Raw genomic sequence first — 18,026 nt, forward strand, 5'->3', positions numbered from 1 at the left:
GCCTTAAATGACCAGGTAAACCGCGCTGCCCACCAGCAAGGCCGCCAAGCCCCGATTCAGCAGGCGCATGTGCCGTGGGTTGCCCAGGTACTGACGAACCACGCTTCCGGCCCACGCCCAGCTGGCCACCGAAATGAAGCAGATCGGCCCGTAGATCCAGGTAAACAGCCACAGCAACTGCTGCTCACCGCCGGTGTAGGCACCCACCCCGGCCACCGCTGCCAGCCATGCCTTGGGGTTGAGCCATTGCATCGCCGCGCCGTGCCAGGCCGAAGGGGCCTGGGTGGGATGTGCGCTGCCGAGCTGCCCGTCGTCGCTGGCCAGCTTCCATGCCATGTACAGCAGGAACGCCACGCCGCCCCAGTGCAACAGCAGGCCCAGCAAAGGCCAGCGCAGCAGCAGTTGATGCAGGCCAAGCCCGACCAGCACCAGCAGCAGGCAGAAGCCCAGCGTGGCACCGGCCACATGCGCAAGGCTGGCACGCAGGCCATGGCGGGCACCGCTGCCCAGCGCGACGATGTTGACCGGGCCGGGGGAGATCGAGGCCGCCAGTGCGAAAGCGGCCATGGACAGGGACAGGCTCATGAGGGTGATCCGTGTGGTTGAGGGGGGCCTCCATGCTCGGGTATCGGCAGCCTGTGGTATTGAAGAAAAGTACCCACTCCGGACCAATGCATTTCCCTGTGGGAGATTGCCCAGCCCTTTGGGCTGCGCTGTCGCACAGATAACTGAATTCGCAAGCGATCCTCGTACTCTGTGGGAGCGGCTTTAGCCGCGAAGAATCCAACGCGGTGCATGGCACCGGCTGCGCCGGTGTTCGCGGCTAAAGCCGCTCCCACAGGGGCCCCGCTAATTCAATGAGTTATGTGCAGTTCTATGAGAGCGTGGCTCCGAGATGTTGTTACAGGTTTTGTAATAGTTTTGCGCTATCAGGGAATGCTGCAGCGCTTGTAGGATCATTCTTCCTATTTGCTATCAAGGTCTATATGAGCACCTTCGCGGAGCCCCCCAGTCCCCGGCCTTTACGGCCTTCCTTCTCCCGTCCACGTGACGCTGCCCTCGTGAGTACCCGCTAATGGAATGGCTAGCCGACCCCACGGCCTGGCTGGGCCTGTTGACGCTGATCGTCCTCGAGCTGGTGCTGGGTATCGACAACCTGGTGTTCATCGCCATCCTTGCCGACAAGCTGCCGCCGCACCAGCGCGACCGCGCGCGGGTCATTGGCCTGAGCCTGGCGTTGATCATGCGCCTGGGCCTGTTGGCCAGTATCTCGTGGATGGTCACCCTGACCGCGCCGTTGTTCGAGGTGTTCGACAAGAGCTTCTCGGGCCGTGACCTGATCATGCTGTTCGGTGGTGTTTTCCTGCTGTTCAAGGCCACCATGGAGCTGCATGAACGCCTGGAAGGCCACGTCGCCCAGGCCAGCGGTGTGGTGCGCCACGCTGCGTTCTGGCCGATTGTCGCGCAGATCGTGGTGCTCGATGCGGTGTTCTCGCTGGACGCGGTGATCACCGCGGTGGGCATGGTCGAGCAGTTGTCGGTGATGATGATCGCGGTAACCTTCTCGATCGGCATCATGATCGTTGCCAGCAAGCCGCTGACCCGCTTCGTCAACGCCCACCCCACGGTGATCATGCTGTGCCTGGGCTTCCTGATGATGATCGGCTTCAGCCTGACCGCCGAAGGCCTGGGCTTCCATATCCCCAAAGGCTACCTGTATGCGGCCATCGGCTTCTCGATCCTGATCGAGCTGTTCAACCAGCTGGCCCGTGCCCGCCGCAAGCGCAGCCTGCAGCAGCACCGACCACTGCGTGAGCGCACCGCGCATGCGGTGCTGCGCCTGCTGGGTGGCCGCCGGGTCGAGGCTGACGAGGTGGGCGAGGAAATCGCCGACCTGGTCGAAGGTGGTGAGGAGCAGGTGTTGTTCGACCGCCGCGAACGGGTAATGATCAGTGGCGTGCTGAACCTGGCCGAGCGGCCGATCCGCACAGTGATGACCGCCCGCGCCGAGGTCGATGTGATCGATCTGGCGCAGCCGGGCGACGCCGTTGCCCAGGCCCTGGCCCATTCGCCGTACTCGCGCCTGCCGTTGATCCGCGATGGCCGCGTGGACGAGCCACTGGGCTTCGTGCACAAGAAGGAACTGCTCAAGGAACTGCTGTCAGGCAGCCAGCCCGACCTGGAGGGCATGGCGCGGGTACCGCTGAACCTGCTGGAGAGCTTCAGTATCCTCAACGCCCTTGAGCAGATGCGAGCCCAGTCGACGCACATCGCCTTCGTCGTCAACGAGTTCGGTGACTTCACCGGCCTGCTGACGATGACCGACATTCTCGAATCGATTGCCGGTGAGCTGCCGGATGCCAGCGAGGTCGAAGGCCCGGGTATCGTCCCGGAAGGTGAAGGTTTTGTGGTCAGCGGTGCGTTGAACCTGAGCCAGGTACAAGCGCGTACCGGCTTCAGCGCCCGCGCCACCGAGGACTACCAGACCCTCGCGGGCCTGGTGATGAGCCTGCTCGACCGCCTGCCAATGGTCGGTGACCGCCTGGCCTGGAATGGCTGGACGCTGACCGTGGAAGCGGTCGAGGAGCGGCGAGTGCGCCAGGTTCGGCTTACACCGAACGGCGGCGTTGACGCAGCAGGTGTTTGAAACCTTCGATCACCAGCACCAGCACCGCGGCCCAGATCGGCAGGTAGGTCAGCCACTGGTCCGGGCCGATGGTTTCGCCCAGCAGCAGCGCCACGCCGACCAGTAGCACCGGTTCGACGTAGCTGAGCAGGCCGAACAGGCTGAACGGCAGCAAGCGGCTGGCCAGCACGTAGGCGATCAGGGCCGATGCACTGATCGCCCCGAGGATCGGGATCAACGCATACAACCCGGGGTGTGCCTGCAGATCGGCAGGAGAAAGCGGGCCTTGGATCACGAAGTACAACGCCCAGGGCAACAGCAGGCACATGTCGCACCACAGGCCACCCAGGTGCTCGGTGCGGCAGCGCTTGCGCAACACGAAGTAGATCGGGTAACCGATCGTCACCACCAGGGTTTCCCAGGCGAAACTGCCATGCTGGTACAGCTCGTGGCCCACGCCCAGCGCAGCGCAGGCCACGGCCACCTTCTGCAGGCGTGACAGGCGCTCGCCATACACCAGCCGCCCGGTCAGGACCATGGCCAGCGGCAGCAGGAAGTAGCCCATCGACACTTCCAGGCTGCGCCCGTGCAGGGGGGCCCAGAGGAACAGCCATAGCTGCACGCCCATCAGCCACGATGTGCCGACCATGCCCAGCAACAGCAGCGGCGTGCGTCTTGCCCGAGCGAGCAGTTCGCCCACCCGTTTCCAGTCTTTCGAGACAAGCATGAACAGGGTCAGGCAGGGCAGCGTCAACAGGGTGCGCCAGCCAAAGATCTCCTCGCCATCGAGCGGCGTGAGCAGAGAGGTATAGAAGTACATCACGGCGAACAGACAGGACGCCATGACCGACGAGAGAATGCCTTTTGACACGAATGCCTCGAATAGGGAATTGAGCGGGTGGATCAGCCGCGCATGATCTCAGGGGGCGCGGCTTGCGGCAACCGCGATGCAGCCGGGCGTGCCGCCAGCGCCTCGAGGAACTGGGCAGCCGGCATGGGCCTGGCGAACAGGTAGCCCTGCTGGAAGTCCACCTCGTGACGGGCCAGGTAATCGCGCTGTGCTTCGGTTTCCACGCCTTCGGCAACGATGCCCAGGCCCAGCTTGGCCGACAGCTCGATGATGGTCTCGAGGATGTGTACCGACAGTGCGTCGGCACCGATCATGGCAACGAAGCTCTGGTCGATCTTCAGGTAGTCGACCTTGAACTGGCGCAGGTAGTTGAGGCTTGACTGACCGGTGCCGAAATCGTCCAGGGCGATCTTCACACCCATGGCGTTGAGCTTCTCGAACAGTTCCAGGGCCACCGGTGTGGCCTCGATCAGCTTGCGCTCGGTCAGCTCCAGGGTGAGCACCACCCGGCCTGGCGGGAAGTGCTGGAGGAACGTGCGGCAGTCGTCCAGCAGGCTGAAGTCGCGGCAGTGGTCGGCAGTGATGTTGATGCCGATATGGAAACCGTCTTCCAGCAGCCCGGCATAGGGTGCAAGGTTCTGCGCGGTGTGCATCATCAGCGCACGGGTCATGGCGACGATCTGGCCACTGTGTTCGGCATAGGGGATGAACAGGTCGGGGCGTACCAGTCCTTCGCGCGGGTGGTTCCAGCGCATCAGTACTTCGGCGCCGGCCCAGCGGTAATCACCCTTGCGCACCACCGGCTGGAAATACGGCAGGAACTCGTCGGCTTCCAGGGCCCGTTGCAGTTCGGCGCGCGGGGAGGTGGCGCGACGAACCTGCCAGCGGCACACCAGGGCGGCCACCGCACCCAGTACCAGCAGCAAGCCGAACAGGGCAGGGTAATGGCTGCGCCACAGCAGCCCCTGCTGGTCGGCGCCATAACCGCCATGCACGCTGAACGGGTAGCGTGTCGAGCCCAGCAGCACATTTGCGCTGGCTGCCGCAGGTGGCACACCTTTGTGCACGATGCCATCCTTGCCCATCCAGGCATCACCCACGCGGATCTGCAGGACTTCATCGGGGCCGATCAGGCGCAGTGCCGTCAGCAGGTGTTCGCCATCCACCGTACTGATCGCGCCGCGGTCGCCGTCGCTGGCCCGATAAACCAGCAGCGGGTGGCCAGGGGTGACCGAGTTGCCGTCCATCAGCCACAGCTTGCCGTCGACGTAGTCGCCGGGGTTGACCGGCTCGTCGAATGCGCCGAACAGCGAGGTGCAATAAAGGGCGTTGTGCCGGAACAGGTTGGTCGAGCGCACGAAGGCGTTGCGCGTGACCTGGGCGCGCAGCATGAGCTGAGCCTCGTCGCACGGGCTGTCGACAAGCGGCAGCAGGGCATTGGCAGCGCTGGACAGGTTGTCGAGAATGCGCTCGACGTGCTCCACCACCTGGCGGGCGGTGGCCTGGCTGCTGGCCTGCATTTCGCGCTCGATCTGCCAGTTCATCACGGCCAGGCCGCACGCCACCGGCAGCACGCCGACGACCCAGGGCAACAGGGTGCGCCAGCCGAGGCCGGCGCGGCGTTTGACGGTAAGGGGCATGCTGACCTGATCTGTAGAAAGGATTACGAGAGGATAGCCGCTTGTCGGAACCCATGAGCAACTAAAACGCGACAAACCATTTTACGCAATGTAGAATCGATTTACGAATACAACAATAAGGTCCTTCGATACCGAAGGATCAAGCCCGCCGAGAATGGGTCCACATGACATACCATGGGTTCAAGCTGATAATAGGTGACTTCCTCGCCCGCAGCGTGCGGGGTATCCCGTGCTCACCACCATTTACGTCCCACATCCCACGCAATCAATAATTTTCGCTGCAGATGAGGACACGAACATGGCTGATATCTTCGACAATCCAATGGGCCTGATGGGCTTCGAATTCATCGAACTGGCTTCGCCGACCCCTGGCGTACTCGAGCCGGTATTCCAGATGCTGGGCTTCACCAAGGTGGCTACCCACCGTTCCAAGGATGTGCACCTGTATCGCCAGGGCGACATCAACCTGATCCTGAACAACGAACCCAAGAGCATCGCCTCGTACTTCGCCGCCGAACACGGCCCGTCGGTATGCGGCATGGCGTTCCGCGTGCGCAACGCCCACGAGGCCTATGCCCGCGCCCTGGAACTGGGCGCCCAACCGGTGGAAATCGAAACCGGCCCGATGGAGCTGCGCCTGCCGGCGATCAAGGGCATCGGCGGTGCGCCGCTGTACCTGATCGACCGTTTCGAGGAAGGCAGCTCGATCTATGACATCGACTTCAAGTTCATCGAGGGTGTGGACCGCAACCCGGTGGGTGCCGGCCTGAAGATCATCGACCACCTCACCCACAACGTTTATCGCGGGCGCATGTCGTACTGGGCGGGCTTCTACGAGAAGCTGTTCAACTTCCGTGAAATCCGCTACTTCGACATCAAGGGTGAGTACACCGGCCTGACTTCGCGCGCCATGACCGCACCGGATGGCATGATCCGCATCCCGCTGAACGAAGAGTCGTCCAAGGGCTCCGGGCAGATCGAAGAGTTCCTGATGCAGTTCAACGGCGAAGGTATCCAGCACGTCGCCTTCCTGACCGATGACCTGCTCAAGACCTGGGACGCCCTCAAGGGCTTCGGCATGCGCTTCATGACTGCACCGCCGCAAACCTACTACGAGATGCTCGAAGAGCGCCTGCCAGGTCACGGCGAGCCGGTAGACCAGCTGAAAGCGCGCGGCATTCTCCTTGATGGCGCCTCGCAGCCTGACGACAAGCGCCTGCTGCTGCAGATCTTCTCAGAAACACTGCTCGGCCCGGTGTTCTTCGAGTTCATCCAGCGCAAGGGTGATGACGGCTTTGGCGAGGGCAACTTCAAGGCCCTGTTCGAGTCCATCGAGCGCGACCAGGTGCGCCGTGGTGTGCTGAGCACCGACTGATCCCCTTGGAGTACCGCCGCCGTCATGCATGGTTGGCGGCGGTACCACGCCGGTTGACCCGCGCCCTGAACAGGGTCAGATAGACAATCGAGCCTGTCACGATCCCCACCAGCATCAGCGAAGGCATGATTTGCAGCATCGACTGGCGGGCTTCCCGAGCGGTATAGCCTTGGGCGTAGCCACCCTTGACCTGATATCCATATTTGGCCGAATGCGCGCTTGCAGTGAACTCGGACTGAGAGGGACGTTGCCTGTCGCGGCTGTCTCCGTGGCTCCAGATGTACCGGTCGCCAAACGCCAGCAGCAGTGTCAAGCCGTCCTGAAAAGCGTCCAGCTCGTTGCGCAGTTGCATGGCATAGGCGGTCACTATGACACCGTTGTCCTTGCCACCCAGGTAAAAGTTGACCAGCAATTTGTTGGCCACTGACCCTGGGCCGTAGGCCAGTTCGACCTGGCGGCCGGACAGGGCAAAGGCCGACAACTCAGCCAGTGAATCCGAGGTGGTGCTGCAGTAGGCCTGGTCGTCCTTGAGCAGGGACAGCGAACGCACCATGGAGCGGCTGGCCACCTGGTCCCGCAACGTGCCGATGACGTCATTGCAAGGTTTGCCCGCAAGGGGCAGGGCCTGAAGAGCGGTTTCGTGCATGCGGTCCAGCGCTTGATCAACGCTGAAAACTGCCTCCTGGACCGAAATGTTCGCGTTTTCCGCGAGTTTCGTTTCCAGTTGGAACACCATCACCAGCAACCCTGAAACCACGGGCACCAGGCCCAAGGCGATGAGCAGCAGCAGTTCCAGCAAGCTGCGCCCGGCGTGCATGATTTTCGACATAGGCCAATTGCTCTCCGGTCCGAAACTGTTCGTGGTGAACAGTTGAACCCTGAGCCTATGTATTCAATGACCGGCCGGCTGTAGGCCGGGTGCAGTGCGCGTTATGGGAAATCCGAAAGCCCGGCGTAGGCCGCTAGCGGCCCTTGAGTTTCGCGAGCACTTTCTCGGCCAGCAATCCTGTGGAGGCAGGGTTCTGCCCGGTGATCAGCCGACCATCGGCAACCACATACGGCTGCCACGGGTCATCATGCTTGCTGTAGTTACCGCCGCGGGCGCCCAGCTCGTTTTCCGTCAGGAAAGGGACCACCTTGTCCAGTTCCACCAGCTTTTCCTCGGTATTGGAGAAACCGGTCACCTGACGGTCCTTCAGCAACAGGCTGTTATCGCTGAGCTTGATGTTCAGCAGGCCGACAACACCATGGCAGACCGCAGCGACAATGCCCTTGTTCTCGTAGACCCGGCGTGCCAGCTCTTGCAGCGGCTGATTGTCGGCAAAGTCATACATTACCCCGTGCCCGCCGGTGTAGTAGATGACGCTGTATTCTTCGGCTTTCACCTGGCCAGGGCTCAAGGTGTTGCCCAGGCGGCTCATGAAGCGCTTGTCGTCATACCACTGCCAGTCCAGGTCGGGGGCCATTTGCAGGCTGTGCGGGTCGACGGGTACGTAGCCGCCCTGCGGGCTGACATAATCGACCGTGTAGTCGGCCTTTTCGACTTTTTCGACAAAGTGCACGGCTTCCCCCAGCCACAACCCGGTAGCCCGCTTGAGGGTCGGATACTTGGCTGTATTGGTCAGCACCACCAGCATTTTCTTGCTCATGACCACGCTCCCGTCGGCAACCTGAATGGGCCGTTGCTCCCTGGCCCGAGGGAAAACCTAATGAGCATAGCTGTCAGGTGCGAGTACGCCATTATTGCGTGGCGTGTGTTGTGCTAACGTGAACGGCATCCACGGGCGCGCCCGTGCGCTTTCCTGAACCCTGCTGGAGTCATGATAGTGGTCGCAAACGGTACGCCGCGCGAGCCTGCGCCGCAGGTTATCCTGCAAGCGCCTGTGTTGGCGCCGGACATGATGGCCGAGCGGATTGCACGCTTCGACTGGGGGCGCACATCGCTCGGGCCATTGCCGCGCTGGCCGGCATCGTTGCGCATTGCCGTCGACATGATGCACTTGTCACCGTTCCCGTGTGCTGTGGTCTGGGGGCCGGACCTTAGCGTGGTCCACAACGATGCCTACCGGGCGTTGCGGCCGGTTGCCCTGGATGCATTGGGCCTGGCCTTCGATGCGCTGTGGAGCGATGTATGGCCGGCGATGGGGCCTTGGGTATTCAAGGCGCTTGAAGGGCACTCGAGTTTTGTCGAGGACCCACCACTGCGTATTGCCTGCGGCGAAGGCATGGACCCGTTTTGGTGTGCGTTCGGTTATGCGCCGCTTCGTGATGAGCTGGGTAGCGTGGCGGGCTTTCTGCACACGGTGATCGAGACCACCGCGAGCATTGAGGCTTACCACCATTGGCGCGAGCAGGCGCAAGGCTTCGAGCGACAGATCGAACAGCATGTGGCCGAGCGCGAGCAGTTCTGGCAGTTGTCGCGTGATGCGATGATGACGGTTACTCCCGAGCTGAAGGTGCATGCCGCTAACCCCGCCTGGTACCGCATTCTGGGTTGGGCCGAGGAGCAGGTACGGGACGTTCCGGTACTGGAACTGGTGCATCCGGCGGATCGCGCCGAAGTACAGGTGGCCGTGTCCGGGTTCCTGCAGTACAGCAACACCGAGCAGTTGGAGACCCGCCTGCGTCATCGCGATGGCCATTACCACTGGTTTCGCTGGAGCGCGCGCTTCGATGGCACCCTGCTGACTGCGGTTGGCCGGGACATCACCGAGGACCGTGAAGAGGCTGCTCGTCAATCCGAAGCCCTGATGCGCAACAACGAACGCCTGGAGGTGGTTGGCCAGTTGGCCGGCGGCGTGGGCCATGAAATGAACAACTTGCTGTCCGGTATCGGTGGCAGCCTCGAATTGCTGCAACGGCGCCTGCAGGAAGGGCGACTGGAGCGGGTAGAGGCCTATGTCGCGGTGGCACGTGACTCGGTGCAGCGCGCCATGGAGCTGACCCATCGCTTGCTGGCGTTTTCTCGTCATCAGCCTTTGGCTCCCAAACCGCTGGACTTCAACCGGCAATTGCGGCTGAGCGAACCCCTGTTGCTGCGTACGCTGGGCGCCGAAATGCGTTTGCACTGGCAGCTGGATGTTACGCCGTGGGCGGTGAACCTCGATGTTTCCCAGCTTGAAAATGCCTTGATCAATCTTTGCGCCAATGCCCGTGAAGCGTGCCTGGAACGTGGCAATGTCACGCTGCGTACCGTCAACAAGCGGTTGAAGACGTGTTTTCCGGATGAGGACGGCCTGCCGCCAGGCGACTACGTTGCCTTGCAGGTGGAGGATGATGGCCATGGCATGTCGGCGGTAGACATTGCCAGGGCCTTTGAGCCGTTCTTTACCACCAAGCCCATCGGGCGTGGCTCAGGGCTTGGCTTGTCGATGGTGTATGGCTTCGTCGGCCAGTCGGGGGGGTACGCCTGGATCGAGTCGGCGCCAAACCAGGGCACCAAGGTTTCCATGCTTTTTCCAAGGTGGCATGACCCGGTACCCGAGGCGCCCGCGCTGGCGCCGCGCTCGCACCGCATGGCCGGGGGGGAACGCCTGTTGCTGGTCGATGACGAGCTCGGTTTGCGTGCGGTGATGCGCGAGTACCTGACCGAGCGTGGTTTCGAAGTCACTGAGGCGGGCGACGCCAATAGTGCGCTGGAGCGCTTCCGCCATGGCGGCCCGTTCGATCTGGTGATCACCGACATCGGCTTGCCGGGTGGTTTCAGTGGTCGCCAGGTGGCCAAGGCCATGCGCATGCAGCTGCCGCAGCAGAAGATCCTGTTCATCACCGGTTACGCGGATCAGCCGATCGAAGCGCAGTTGCTCGAACAGCCGGGCACGGCATTGATGAACAAGCCGTTCTCGCTGGCAGACCTTGCCGACCAGGCGTTACGCATGCTTGAGGCGTAATACGTTTCAGGGCTTGCCCAGAATGTGGGTCACCTGCGCCTGCAGTTGCTTGAGTTCGAAGGGCTTGCAAATCAGGTGCATGCCCGCCTCCAGGAAGCCCTCGCGGGCCATTGCCGTTTCCGCGTAACCGGTAATGAACAGCACCGGCAAGCGGGGGCGCAGGCTGCGCGCAATCTTGGCCAACTGGCGGCCATTCATGCCGGGCAAGCCGACATCGCTAACCAGCAAATCCACCGGTTGTGTCGAGCGCAGCACCTTCAGGCCCTCGTTGGCGTCGGCGGCACTGTGGCAGGCGAGGCCATCCTCGCGCAGGGCCTGGCACAGCAATTGGCGGACATGCGGGTCGTCCTCGACCACCAGCACGTGATGGCCCCGGCTACCTTCCACGGGCTGTGCGGGTTGCGTGGGTTGCACGGGTTTGCCCGGTGGCTGGGCCTTGCCGGCGTGGCGTGGAAGGTACAGGTCCACCCGGGTACCTTGGCCGATCTGGCTGTGCAAGGTGACATGGCCGTGGGACTGCTTGCTGAAGCCGTACACCATCGACAGGCCCAGGCCGATGCCCTGGCCAATCGCCTTGGTGCTGAAGAACGGCTCGAAGGCATGCTCCAGCGTGCTTTGCGCCATGCCTTGGCCGTCATCGATGATGCGCAGGTGCACATAGTCACCGGCGCACAGGGCGCCACCGGCAAATTGCCCGGTGCCGATGTGCTGGTTAGTGGCCTCGATGCGCAGCTGGCCGCCATTGGGCATGGCTTCGCAGGCATTGAGCAGCACGTTGTCGAGGGCTTCCTGCAACTGCTGGGCATCGGCTTCGACAGACCACAGGCCCTTGGCGATGTGCACCTGCAGGGTCACGGCCGGGCTCAGGCAGGCCTTCAGGCGCTTTGCCTGAAGCAGGCCGTGCAGATCGACCTGCTGGCTGTGCAGCGATTGCCGGGAAGAGAAGGCCAGCAGGCGGTGGGTCAGGTGGGTGGCGCGTGACACCGCCTCTCGGCCCATGCGCAGCACGGTGTCCAGGCCATCGCTGCGGCCCTGGCGCAGGCGCCGGTCGATCAGCTCGAAGCTGCCGCCAATGCTGGTGAGCAGGTTGTTGAAGTCATGGGCGACCCCCCCGGCCAGTTGGCCGATGGCTTCCATCTTGCGTGTCTGGTGGCGGGCGAACTCGCTGCGCTCGTGGTCTTCGCCCGCAGGCGCGGTCTGGGCGTCCAGACGTTGCTGCAGGTCAAGCAACTGGTCGCGCGCCAGGTACTGCCGGCGCCGGTTGCGCAGGGCTGACTGGGCCATGTGCAGCAGTTGGGCGTTTTCGAACGGGGCAACCAGCAGTACCAGGTTGCCCACCGGATGGTTGGTCGAGCCCATGGCCGCTTGCTTGCCCTGGCTGAGCAGCACGATGGGCAGGTCCGACCAGCTCGGTTGCTGGTCGATGAATGCCTGCAGCAATGCGCTTGGGCCCTGGTTGAACACTTGCTCGTCAATGATCGCCAGGCCTGCGCCTTCGGCCAGGCAGGCTTGCAGGTTGGCCAGGTCGATCGCGCACAGGCTGTCGATGCCGGCGCAAGCGAGCAGGCGAGCAGTATCCGCGGCTAAAGGCGGGGGTGCCAGGATCAGCACGCGTTCGTCCAGCGCCAACGAACTGGCCAAAACGATTCTCCTGCAAGGTGGTCTGATATCCACTGGACCTTGGGCGCAGTCCCAGGGTTCAACAAATTTCGGGCGTTGCCTACAGGCCCTGTTGCAGCACGGGATCGTCCGGGTTCTGCCGCTCCAGCTCGGCCAGTAGCACCTGCACGTTCTGCAACTGGCCGGTTTCCTTCCAGTACTGGATCAGCAACACCCGTGCCCGGCGATTGGCCGGCTGGCGGCTTAGCACGGTTTCCAGTTGCTTTTGCGCGGCGTCGAGTTGTTCCAGTTCATGCAGAGTGACTGCCAGTGTATAGCGGTAGTCGGTGTTGTCCGGGTCCAGCTCGACGGCTCGGGACAGGGCCAGCAAGGCGTATTCGCGCTGTTCGTGGCGGATCAGCCAGAGCCCCAGTTCGTACTGCAGAAAGGCTGAATCGGGGCTCAGCGCCAAGGCTTTGCCCAGCACCTGGCGCGAAGCGTCGTGATGACCCTGGCGCTCAAGCAGGCGTACCTGGGTAGCCAATGCGTCGAGGTTGCCGGGGGCGACGGCCAGCGCTCGTTGCAGGGCGTTGGCGGCCTGGGTGAAGTCGTTTTCGTGCAGGTACAGGCGCGCCAGGTGCACCTGGGCGTCGGCATCCTCGGGTTGTTGCTCCAGGGCCTGCTGGTATTGCTCCAAGGCAACCTGTAGCGGGCCGAAATACAGGCCTATGTCATCGGGGGCAAGGCCGAGCAGGGCATCTACCGCGGCAAAGCGTACGCTTTGCTCGTCGTCGTCCAGCAGCGGGCCGAGTACCAGGCTGCGCTGCGCTGCCGGCAGCAGGCGACGGATACCGGCAATGGCAGCACGGCGCACCAGCGGGTCGGCATGCTCCAGGTCCTGACGGGCGAGTTTCAATGCCTGCGGTGAGGGGTAGTTGGGCAACTCGGCGTACAGCGCCGCGCGGCGGATGGCGGGCAAGTCGGTGCGTTGCAACTGTTGGTACAGCACCCGGGCGGCACCGGGCTGGCCGTCATGGGCCTGACGCAGGGCCTTGGCGTAGCTGTGTGCAGGCAGGGTTGGCGGTGCTGACGGGGCGTCGCGCCACAGGTAGCCGAACAGGGCCGATACCAGGATCAACAGCAGCAGGGCGATCAGGTAGCGGTTGCGTCTGGGCATCGGACGATCCGTGGCGGCGGGAAGGGCAGAGCTTGGGCTAGCTGGGGGGTAAATGCAACCGAGTGAGGGTTGCGTGGCGCCTGCCTCGGGTTTTGCGGTGGGGCATAAATCGAGCGCCGCCCGCGCGGCGCACGGTCTCACAGGCAATGAAAATATTGTGGCGAACACCCACCCCGAAACACACTTCCAAAAACATAAAAAAGCCCCGCGGACCAAGGCCTGCGGGGCAAACGGTTGGGGGAGGAGCCAACCAAAGGAGTCGTTGAAACGGGGGTATCAGTGCGCGCTGGCGACAGTCTCCGGTTGCCAGCCGCCACCCAGGGCCTTGTAGATCGAGACGATGCCGCGGTACAGCTCGACCTCACCCTGGGCTTGCGCATCTTCAGCGCTCAGCCGCTCACGCTCGGCATCGAGCAGCACCAGGTAGTCCACCGTGCCCTCGCGATAGCGAATCGAGGCCAGTTCCGCCGCCTTGCGGCTGGCGTCGCTCTGGCGCATCAACGACAACAGCCGCTGCTGGGTCTTGTCGTAATCGCTGAAGGCGTTGGCCGATTCTTCCAGGGCCAGCAATACCTGCTGTTCATAGTTGGCCAGCGCCCCTTCGGCATCGGCCTTGGCACCGCGCAGGCGGGCGCGCACGCTGCCCAGGTCGAAGGCGGCCCAGGTGATGCTTGGGCCCAGCGCCCAGGCATTGGCTGCCGAGGAGCCTATCTGCGAGCCGCGGGCGGCAGTAAAGCCAAGGAAGCCGCTGAGGCTGACACGGGGGAACAGGTCGGCGGTGGCCACGCCAACATTGGCGGTGGCGGCTGCCAGCTGGCGTTCGGCGCTGCGGATGTCCGGGCGGCGCCGCAGCAGTTCACCCGGGTCACCCACCGGCAGCGCCTTGGCAATCGCCGGCAGGGCTTTGGGCGACAGGTCGACGCCAAGTGCATCCGGGCGCTGACCGAGCAGGGTGGCGATGCGGTGCCGCGCGCGTGCCTGTTCCGCCTGCAATTGCGGTACGGTGGCTTCAACACCGGCCAGGCGCGCATCGGCACGCACCACGTCGAGATCGTTGCCCACGCCGGCATCGCGCAGGGTTTCGGTGATGGCCCGCGATTCTTGCTGGGTCTTGAGGTTGGCCAGGGCGATCTTCTCGCGTAACTGCGCGCCGCGCAGCTGGCCATAGGCATCGACCAGCTCGGCGATCAGGCTGACCTGCAACTGCTGCAGGTCGGCCGCTGCCACCGCTTCCTGGGCTTCGCTGGCTTCGATCTGGCGCTGGATGCGGCCAAACAGGTCAAGCTCCCAGGCCATGTCCAGGCCCAGGTCGTAGCGCTCGCTGTTCACCCGTTGCGTGGTCTGGCCGGGGATCTGGCCCTTGCCGATGTCGCTGCTGGCGCGGCTGGTGACCACCGGGAACTGATCGTTCTCGGCGTCTTCACGGATCGAACGGGCCGATTTCAGGCGGGCGAAGGCCACGCGCAGGTCCCGGTTGCCGTCCAGCGAAGCCTGCACCAGCTGGTTCAGCACCGGGTCGTCGAACTGCCTCCACCACAGGCTTTCGAAGCGGCTACGGTCGTAGGCCTTGGCCTGTACATCGCTGGCCAGCTGCGCGGGCTCGGTGGCCGGCGCCTGGTAGTCCGGGCCTACCGCGCAGGCCGCCAGGGCCAACGCCAGCAGGCTCGGGGTCAAGGGTTTGAGCAGGTTCATGCATGGTTCTCCAGCACTTGAACGTGTTCGGCCTTGCGGGCCTGGCGACGCTCGACGAAACGGCGAATCAGGAAGAAGAACACCGGGGTCAGGAACAGGCCGAACACGGTCACGCCGATCATCCCCGAGAACACCGCCACACCCATGGCATGGCGCATTTCCGAGCCTGCGCCGGAGCTGAACACCAACGGAACCACACCCATGATGAAGGCGATCGAGGTCATCAGGATCGGCCGCAGGCGCAGGCGGCAGGCTTCCAGTACCGCAGCCAGCGGGTCGAGCCCCTTGGCCTGTTCGTCCTTGGCGAACTCGACGATCAGGATGGCGTTCTTGCACGCCAGGCCTACCAGTACGATCAGGCCGATCTGGGTGAAGATGTTGTTGTCACCACCCGACACGATCACCCCGGTGATGGCCGACAGCAGGGTCATCGGCACGATCAGGATCACCGCCAGCGGCAGGCTCCAGCTTTCGTACTGGGCAGCAAGCACCAGGAAGGCCAGCAGCACGCACAGCGGGAACACGAACAGCGCGGTGTTGCCCGAGAGGATCTGCTGGTAGGTCAGGTCGGTCCACTCGAAGGTCATGCCGTTGGGCAGTTCCTCTTTCAGCAGCTTCTCGATTGCAGCTTCCGCCTGGCCGGAGCTGTAGCCCGGTGCCGCGGCGCCGTTGATCTCGGCGGTGATGAAGCCGTTGTAGTGCATCACCCGGTCCGGCCCGGAGGTGTCGCTGACCTTGAGGAAGGTCGCCAGCGGGATCATTTCGCCAAGGTTGTTGCGCACCTTCAGCTGGCCGATCTGCTCGGCATCGAGGCGGAACTGCTGCTCGGCCTGGACGTTGACCTGGTAGGTGCGGCCAAAGCGGTTGAAGTCGTTGGTGTACAGCGAGCCCAGGTAGACCTGCAGGGTGTCGAAGATGTCGGTGATCGCCACGCCATGGGTCTTGGCCTTTTCCCGGTCGATGGCGGCATCGACCTGCGGCACGTTGACCTGGTAGCTGGTGAACAGGCCCGCCAGCTCCGGCACGTTGTGGCTCTTGGCGATGATGTTCTGGGTTTCCTTGTACAGCGCTTCGTAGCCCAGGTTGCCGCGGTCTTCGATCTGCAGGCGGAAGCCGCCGATGGTGCCCAGGCCTTGTACCGGCGGGGGCGGGAAGATCGCGATGTAGGCGTCCTGGATGTCGGCGAACTGGGCATTCAGTGCAGCTGCGATGGCCGCCGCCGACTGGCTCGGGTCCTTGCGCTCGTCGAACGGCTTGAGCGGGGTGAACACGATGCCGCTGTTGGGGCTGTTGGTGAAACCGTTGATCGACAGGCCAGGGAAGGCTACCGAGTCGGCCACACCAGGCTGCTTCAGGGCGATTTCGCTCATGCGCTTGATCACCGCTTCGGTGCGGTCGAGGCTGGCTGCGTCAGGCAGCTGGGCGAACGCCACCAGGTACTGCTTGTCCTGGGCCGGTACGAAACCGGTCGGGGTGGACGAGAAGCCCAGGTAGGTCAGGCCCATCAGGCCGGCATACACGAACAGGGCGATGCCGCTGGAGCGGATGACCCGGCGCACGCCACCGACGTAACGGTTGGAGGCGCGGTCGAAGAAGCGGTTGAACGGGGCGAACAGCCAGCTGCCCAGCAGTTTTTCCAGGAACCGCGAGAAACGGTCTTTCGGCGCGTGGTGGTCCTTCAACAGTACGGCAGCCAGGGCTGGCGACAGGGTCAGGGAGTTGAACGCCGAGATGACCGTGGAAATGGCGATGGTCAGGGCGAACTGCTTGTAGAACTGCCCGGTCAGGCCGGAAATGAACGCAGCAGGCACGAACACGGCGCACAGCACCAGGGCGGTGGCGATGATCGGCCCGGTCACTTCGCCCATGGCCTTTTGCGTGGCTTCCAGCGGTTTCAGGCCCAGGCCGATGTTGCGCTCGACGTTTTCCACCACGACGATCGCGTCGTCCACCACGATACCGATGGCCAGGACCAGGCCGAACAATGACAGCGCGTTGAGCGAGAAGCCGAACAGGTGCATCACGGCAAAGGTACCGATCAGCGATACCGGTACGGCCATCAGCGGGATGATCGAGGCGCGCCAGGTCTGCAGGAACAGGATGACCACCAGCACCACCAGCACCAGCGCTTCGAACAGGGTGTGCACCACGGCCTCGATGGAGCCACGGACGAACACGGTCGGGTCATAGACGATGCTGTAGTCCATGCCCTCGGGGAAGTCCTTCTTCAGCTCGGCCATTTTCGCCCGTACTTCGTCGGAGATCTCGATGGCGTTGGAGCCTGGGCGCTGGAAGATCGGAATGGCCACTGCCGGCTGGTTGTTCAGCAGCGAACGCAGGGCGTACTGGCTGGAGCCTAGCTCGACCCGGGCGATGTCCTTCAGGCGGGTGATTTCGCCATCGGCACCGGCGCGGATGATGATGTTCTCGAACTCTTCCTCATTGACCAGGCGGCCCTGGGTGTTGATCGACAGCTGGAAGCTGGTCGAGCCCGGGGCGGGCGGGGCGCCCAGCTGGCCAGCCGCCACCTGGCGGTTCTGCTCGCGGATGGCAGCTACCACATCACTGGCGGTGAGGTTGCGCGAAGCGGTCTTGTTCGGGTCCAGCCATACACGCAGCGAGTAGTCGCCCATGCCGAACAACTGCACATCACCCACGCCGCCCAGGCGCGCCAGCTCGTCCTTGATGTTGAGGATGGCGTAGTTGGACAGATAGAGCATGTCGTAGCGGTTGTCCGGCGAGGTCAGGTGCACGACCATGGTCAGGTCGGGCGAGGCCTTGTCGACGGTGATACCGATGCGGGTCACTTCCTCGGGCAGCTTGGGCTGGGTCCGGGTGACGCGGTTCTGCACCTGCACCTGGGCGTTGTCCAGGTCGGTACCCAGGGCGAAGGTGATGGTCAGGGTCAGCTTGCCGTCAGCGGTGGACTGGGAGGACATGTACAACATGTTCTCCACACCGGTGATGGCCTGTTCCAGCGGCGCGGCGACGGTTTCGCCGATGACCTTGGGGTTGGCGCCGGGGAAGTTGGCGCGCACCACCACGGTGGGCGGCACCACTTCGGGGTATTCGCTGATCGGCAGCTGGAACAGCGAGATCGAACCCGCGATCAGCAGCACCAGCGACAGCACCGCGGCGAAGATCGGCCGGGTAATGAAGAATTTCGAGAAGTTCATC

The 18,026-nt window shown here is 63.5% G+C and carries 12 protein-coding genes; 3 read left to right on the top strand and 9 right to left on the bottom strand.

Annotated elements, in window-relative coordinates:
- Positions 1-3: 3 nt before the first annotated feature.
- Positions 4-585: a LysE family translocator gene (locus J5M71_RS12490; protein ID WP_063914233.1), complete on the bottom strand. Its 582-nt coding sequence runs from the start codon at positions 583-585 to the stop codon at positions 4-6.
- A 490-nt stretch (positions 586-1,075) separates the two neighbouring features.
- Between J5M71_RS12490 and J5M71_RS12495 the strand changes: the two genes are divergently transcribed.
- Positions 1,076-2,647 carry a TerC family protein gene (locus J5M71_RS12495; protein ID WP_207832563.1) on the top strand — a complete coding sequence of 524 codons (1,572 nt, stop codon included), beginning with the start codon at positions 1,076-1,078 and terminating at the stop codon, positions 2,645-2,647.
- Here J5M71_RS12495 and rarD read toward each other — a convergent pair.
- Both rarD and J5M71_RS12505 read right to left on the bottom strand, forming a co-directional pair.
- Positions 2,610-3,497, bottom strand: a complete 888-nt coding sequence (rarD, locus tag J5M71_RS12500) for an EamA family transporter RarD (protein ID WP_207832565.1) — start codon at positions 3,495-3,497, stop codon at positions 2,610-2,612. The genes J5M71_RS12495 and rarD overlap by 38 nt on opposite strands.
- A 32-nt stretch (positions 3,498-3,529) precedes the next feature.
- Positions 3,530-5,116 carry an EAL domain-containing protein gene (locus J5M71_RS12505; RefSeq protein WP_207832567.1) on the bottom strand — a complete coding sequence of 529 codons (1,587 nt, stop codon included), beginning with the start codon at positions 5,114-5,116 and terminating at the stop codon, positions 3,530-3,532.
- A gap of 298 nt (positions 5,117-5,414) precedes the next feature.
- On the opposite strand from J5M71_RS12505, the gene hppD reads away from it, so the two are divergent.
- Positions 5,415-6,491, top strand: coding sequence for a 4-hydroxyphenylpyruvate dioxygenase (gene hppD / locus J5M71_RS12510; RefSeq protein ID WP_025339331.1), 1,077 nt, complete (start codon positions 5,415-5,417; stop codon positions 6,489-6,491).
- A 22-nt stretch (positions 6,492-6,513) separates the two neighbouring features.
- On the opposite strand, the gene J5M71_RS12515 is transcribed toward hppD, so the two are convergent.
- The gene (locus J5M71_RS12515) at positions 6,514-7,320 is read right to left on the bottom strand and encodes a CSS-motif domain-containing protein (RefSeq protein WP_207832569.1); all 807 of its coding nucleotides are present in this window, start codon (positions 7,318-7,320) and stop codon (positions 6,514-6,516) included.
- Positions 7,321-7,453: 133 nt separating this feature from the next.
- Positions 7,454-8,140 carry a type 1 glutamine amidotransferase domain-containing protein gene (locus J5M71_RS12520; RefSeq protein WP_207832570.1) on the bottom strand — a complete coding sequence of 229 codons (687 nt, stop codon included), beginning with the start codon at positions 8,138-8,140 and terminating at the stop codon, positions 7,454-7,456.
- Positions 8,141-8,311: 171 nt separating this feature from the next.
- On the opposite strand from J5M71_RS12520, the gene J5M71_RS12525 reads away from it, so the two are divergent.
- Positions 8,312-10,381, top strand: a complete 2,070-nt coding sequence (locus J5M71_RS12525) for an ATP-binding protein (RefSeq protein WP_207832571.1) — start codon at positions 8,312-8,314, stop codon at positions 10,379-10,381.
- 6 nt (positions 10,382-10,387) lie between these two features.
- Here the strand turns inward: J5M71_RS12525 and J5M71_RS12530 are convergent, their stop codons facing one another.
- The 4 genes from J5M71_RS12530 to J5M71_RS12545 all read right to left on the bottom strand — a co-directional run bounded on the left by J5M71_RS12530 (position 10,388) and on the right by J5M71_RS12545 (position 18,025).
- A complete protein-coding gene (locus tag J5M71_RS12530; protein ID WP_207832572.1) occupies positions 10,388-12,022 on the bottom strand; it encodes a response regulator in 1,635 nt (544 codons plus the stop codon).
- Between the two features lie 79 nt (positions 12,023-12,101).
- Positions 12,102-13,157 (bottom strand): tetratricopeptide repeat protein, encoded by a 1,056-nt coding sequence (locus J5M71_RS12535; RefSeq protein ID WP_207832573.1) that lies wholly within the window; start codon positions 13,155-13,157, stop codon positions 12,102-12,104.
- Between the two features lie 276 nt (positions 13,158-13,433).
- Positions 13,434-14,849, bottom strand: a complete 1,416-nt coding sequence (locus tag J5M71_RS12540; RefSeq protein ID WP_207832574.1) for a TolC family protein — start codon at positions 14,847-14,849, stop codon at positions 13,434-13,436.
- A complete protein-coding gene (locus J5M71_RS12545; RefSeq protein WP_207832575.1) occupies positions 14,846-18,025 on the bottom strand; it encodes an efflux RND transporter permease subunit in 3,180 nt (1,059 codons plus the stop codon). Before J5M71_RS12545 ends, J5M71_RS12540 begins: the two co-directional genes overlap by 4 nt.
- Position 18,026 lies beyond the last annotated feature (1 nt).

The organism is Pseudomonas sp. 43(2021) (genome assembly GCF_017490805.1).
Taxonomy (GTDB): domain Bacteria; phylum Pseudomonadota; class Gammaproteobacteria; order Pseudomonadales; family Pseudomonadaceae; genus Aquipseudomonas.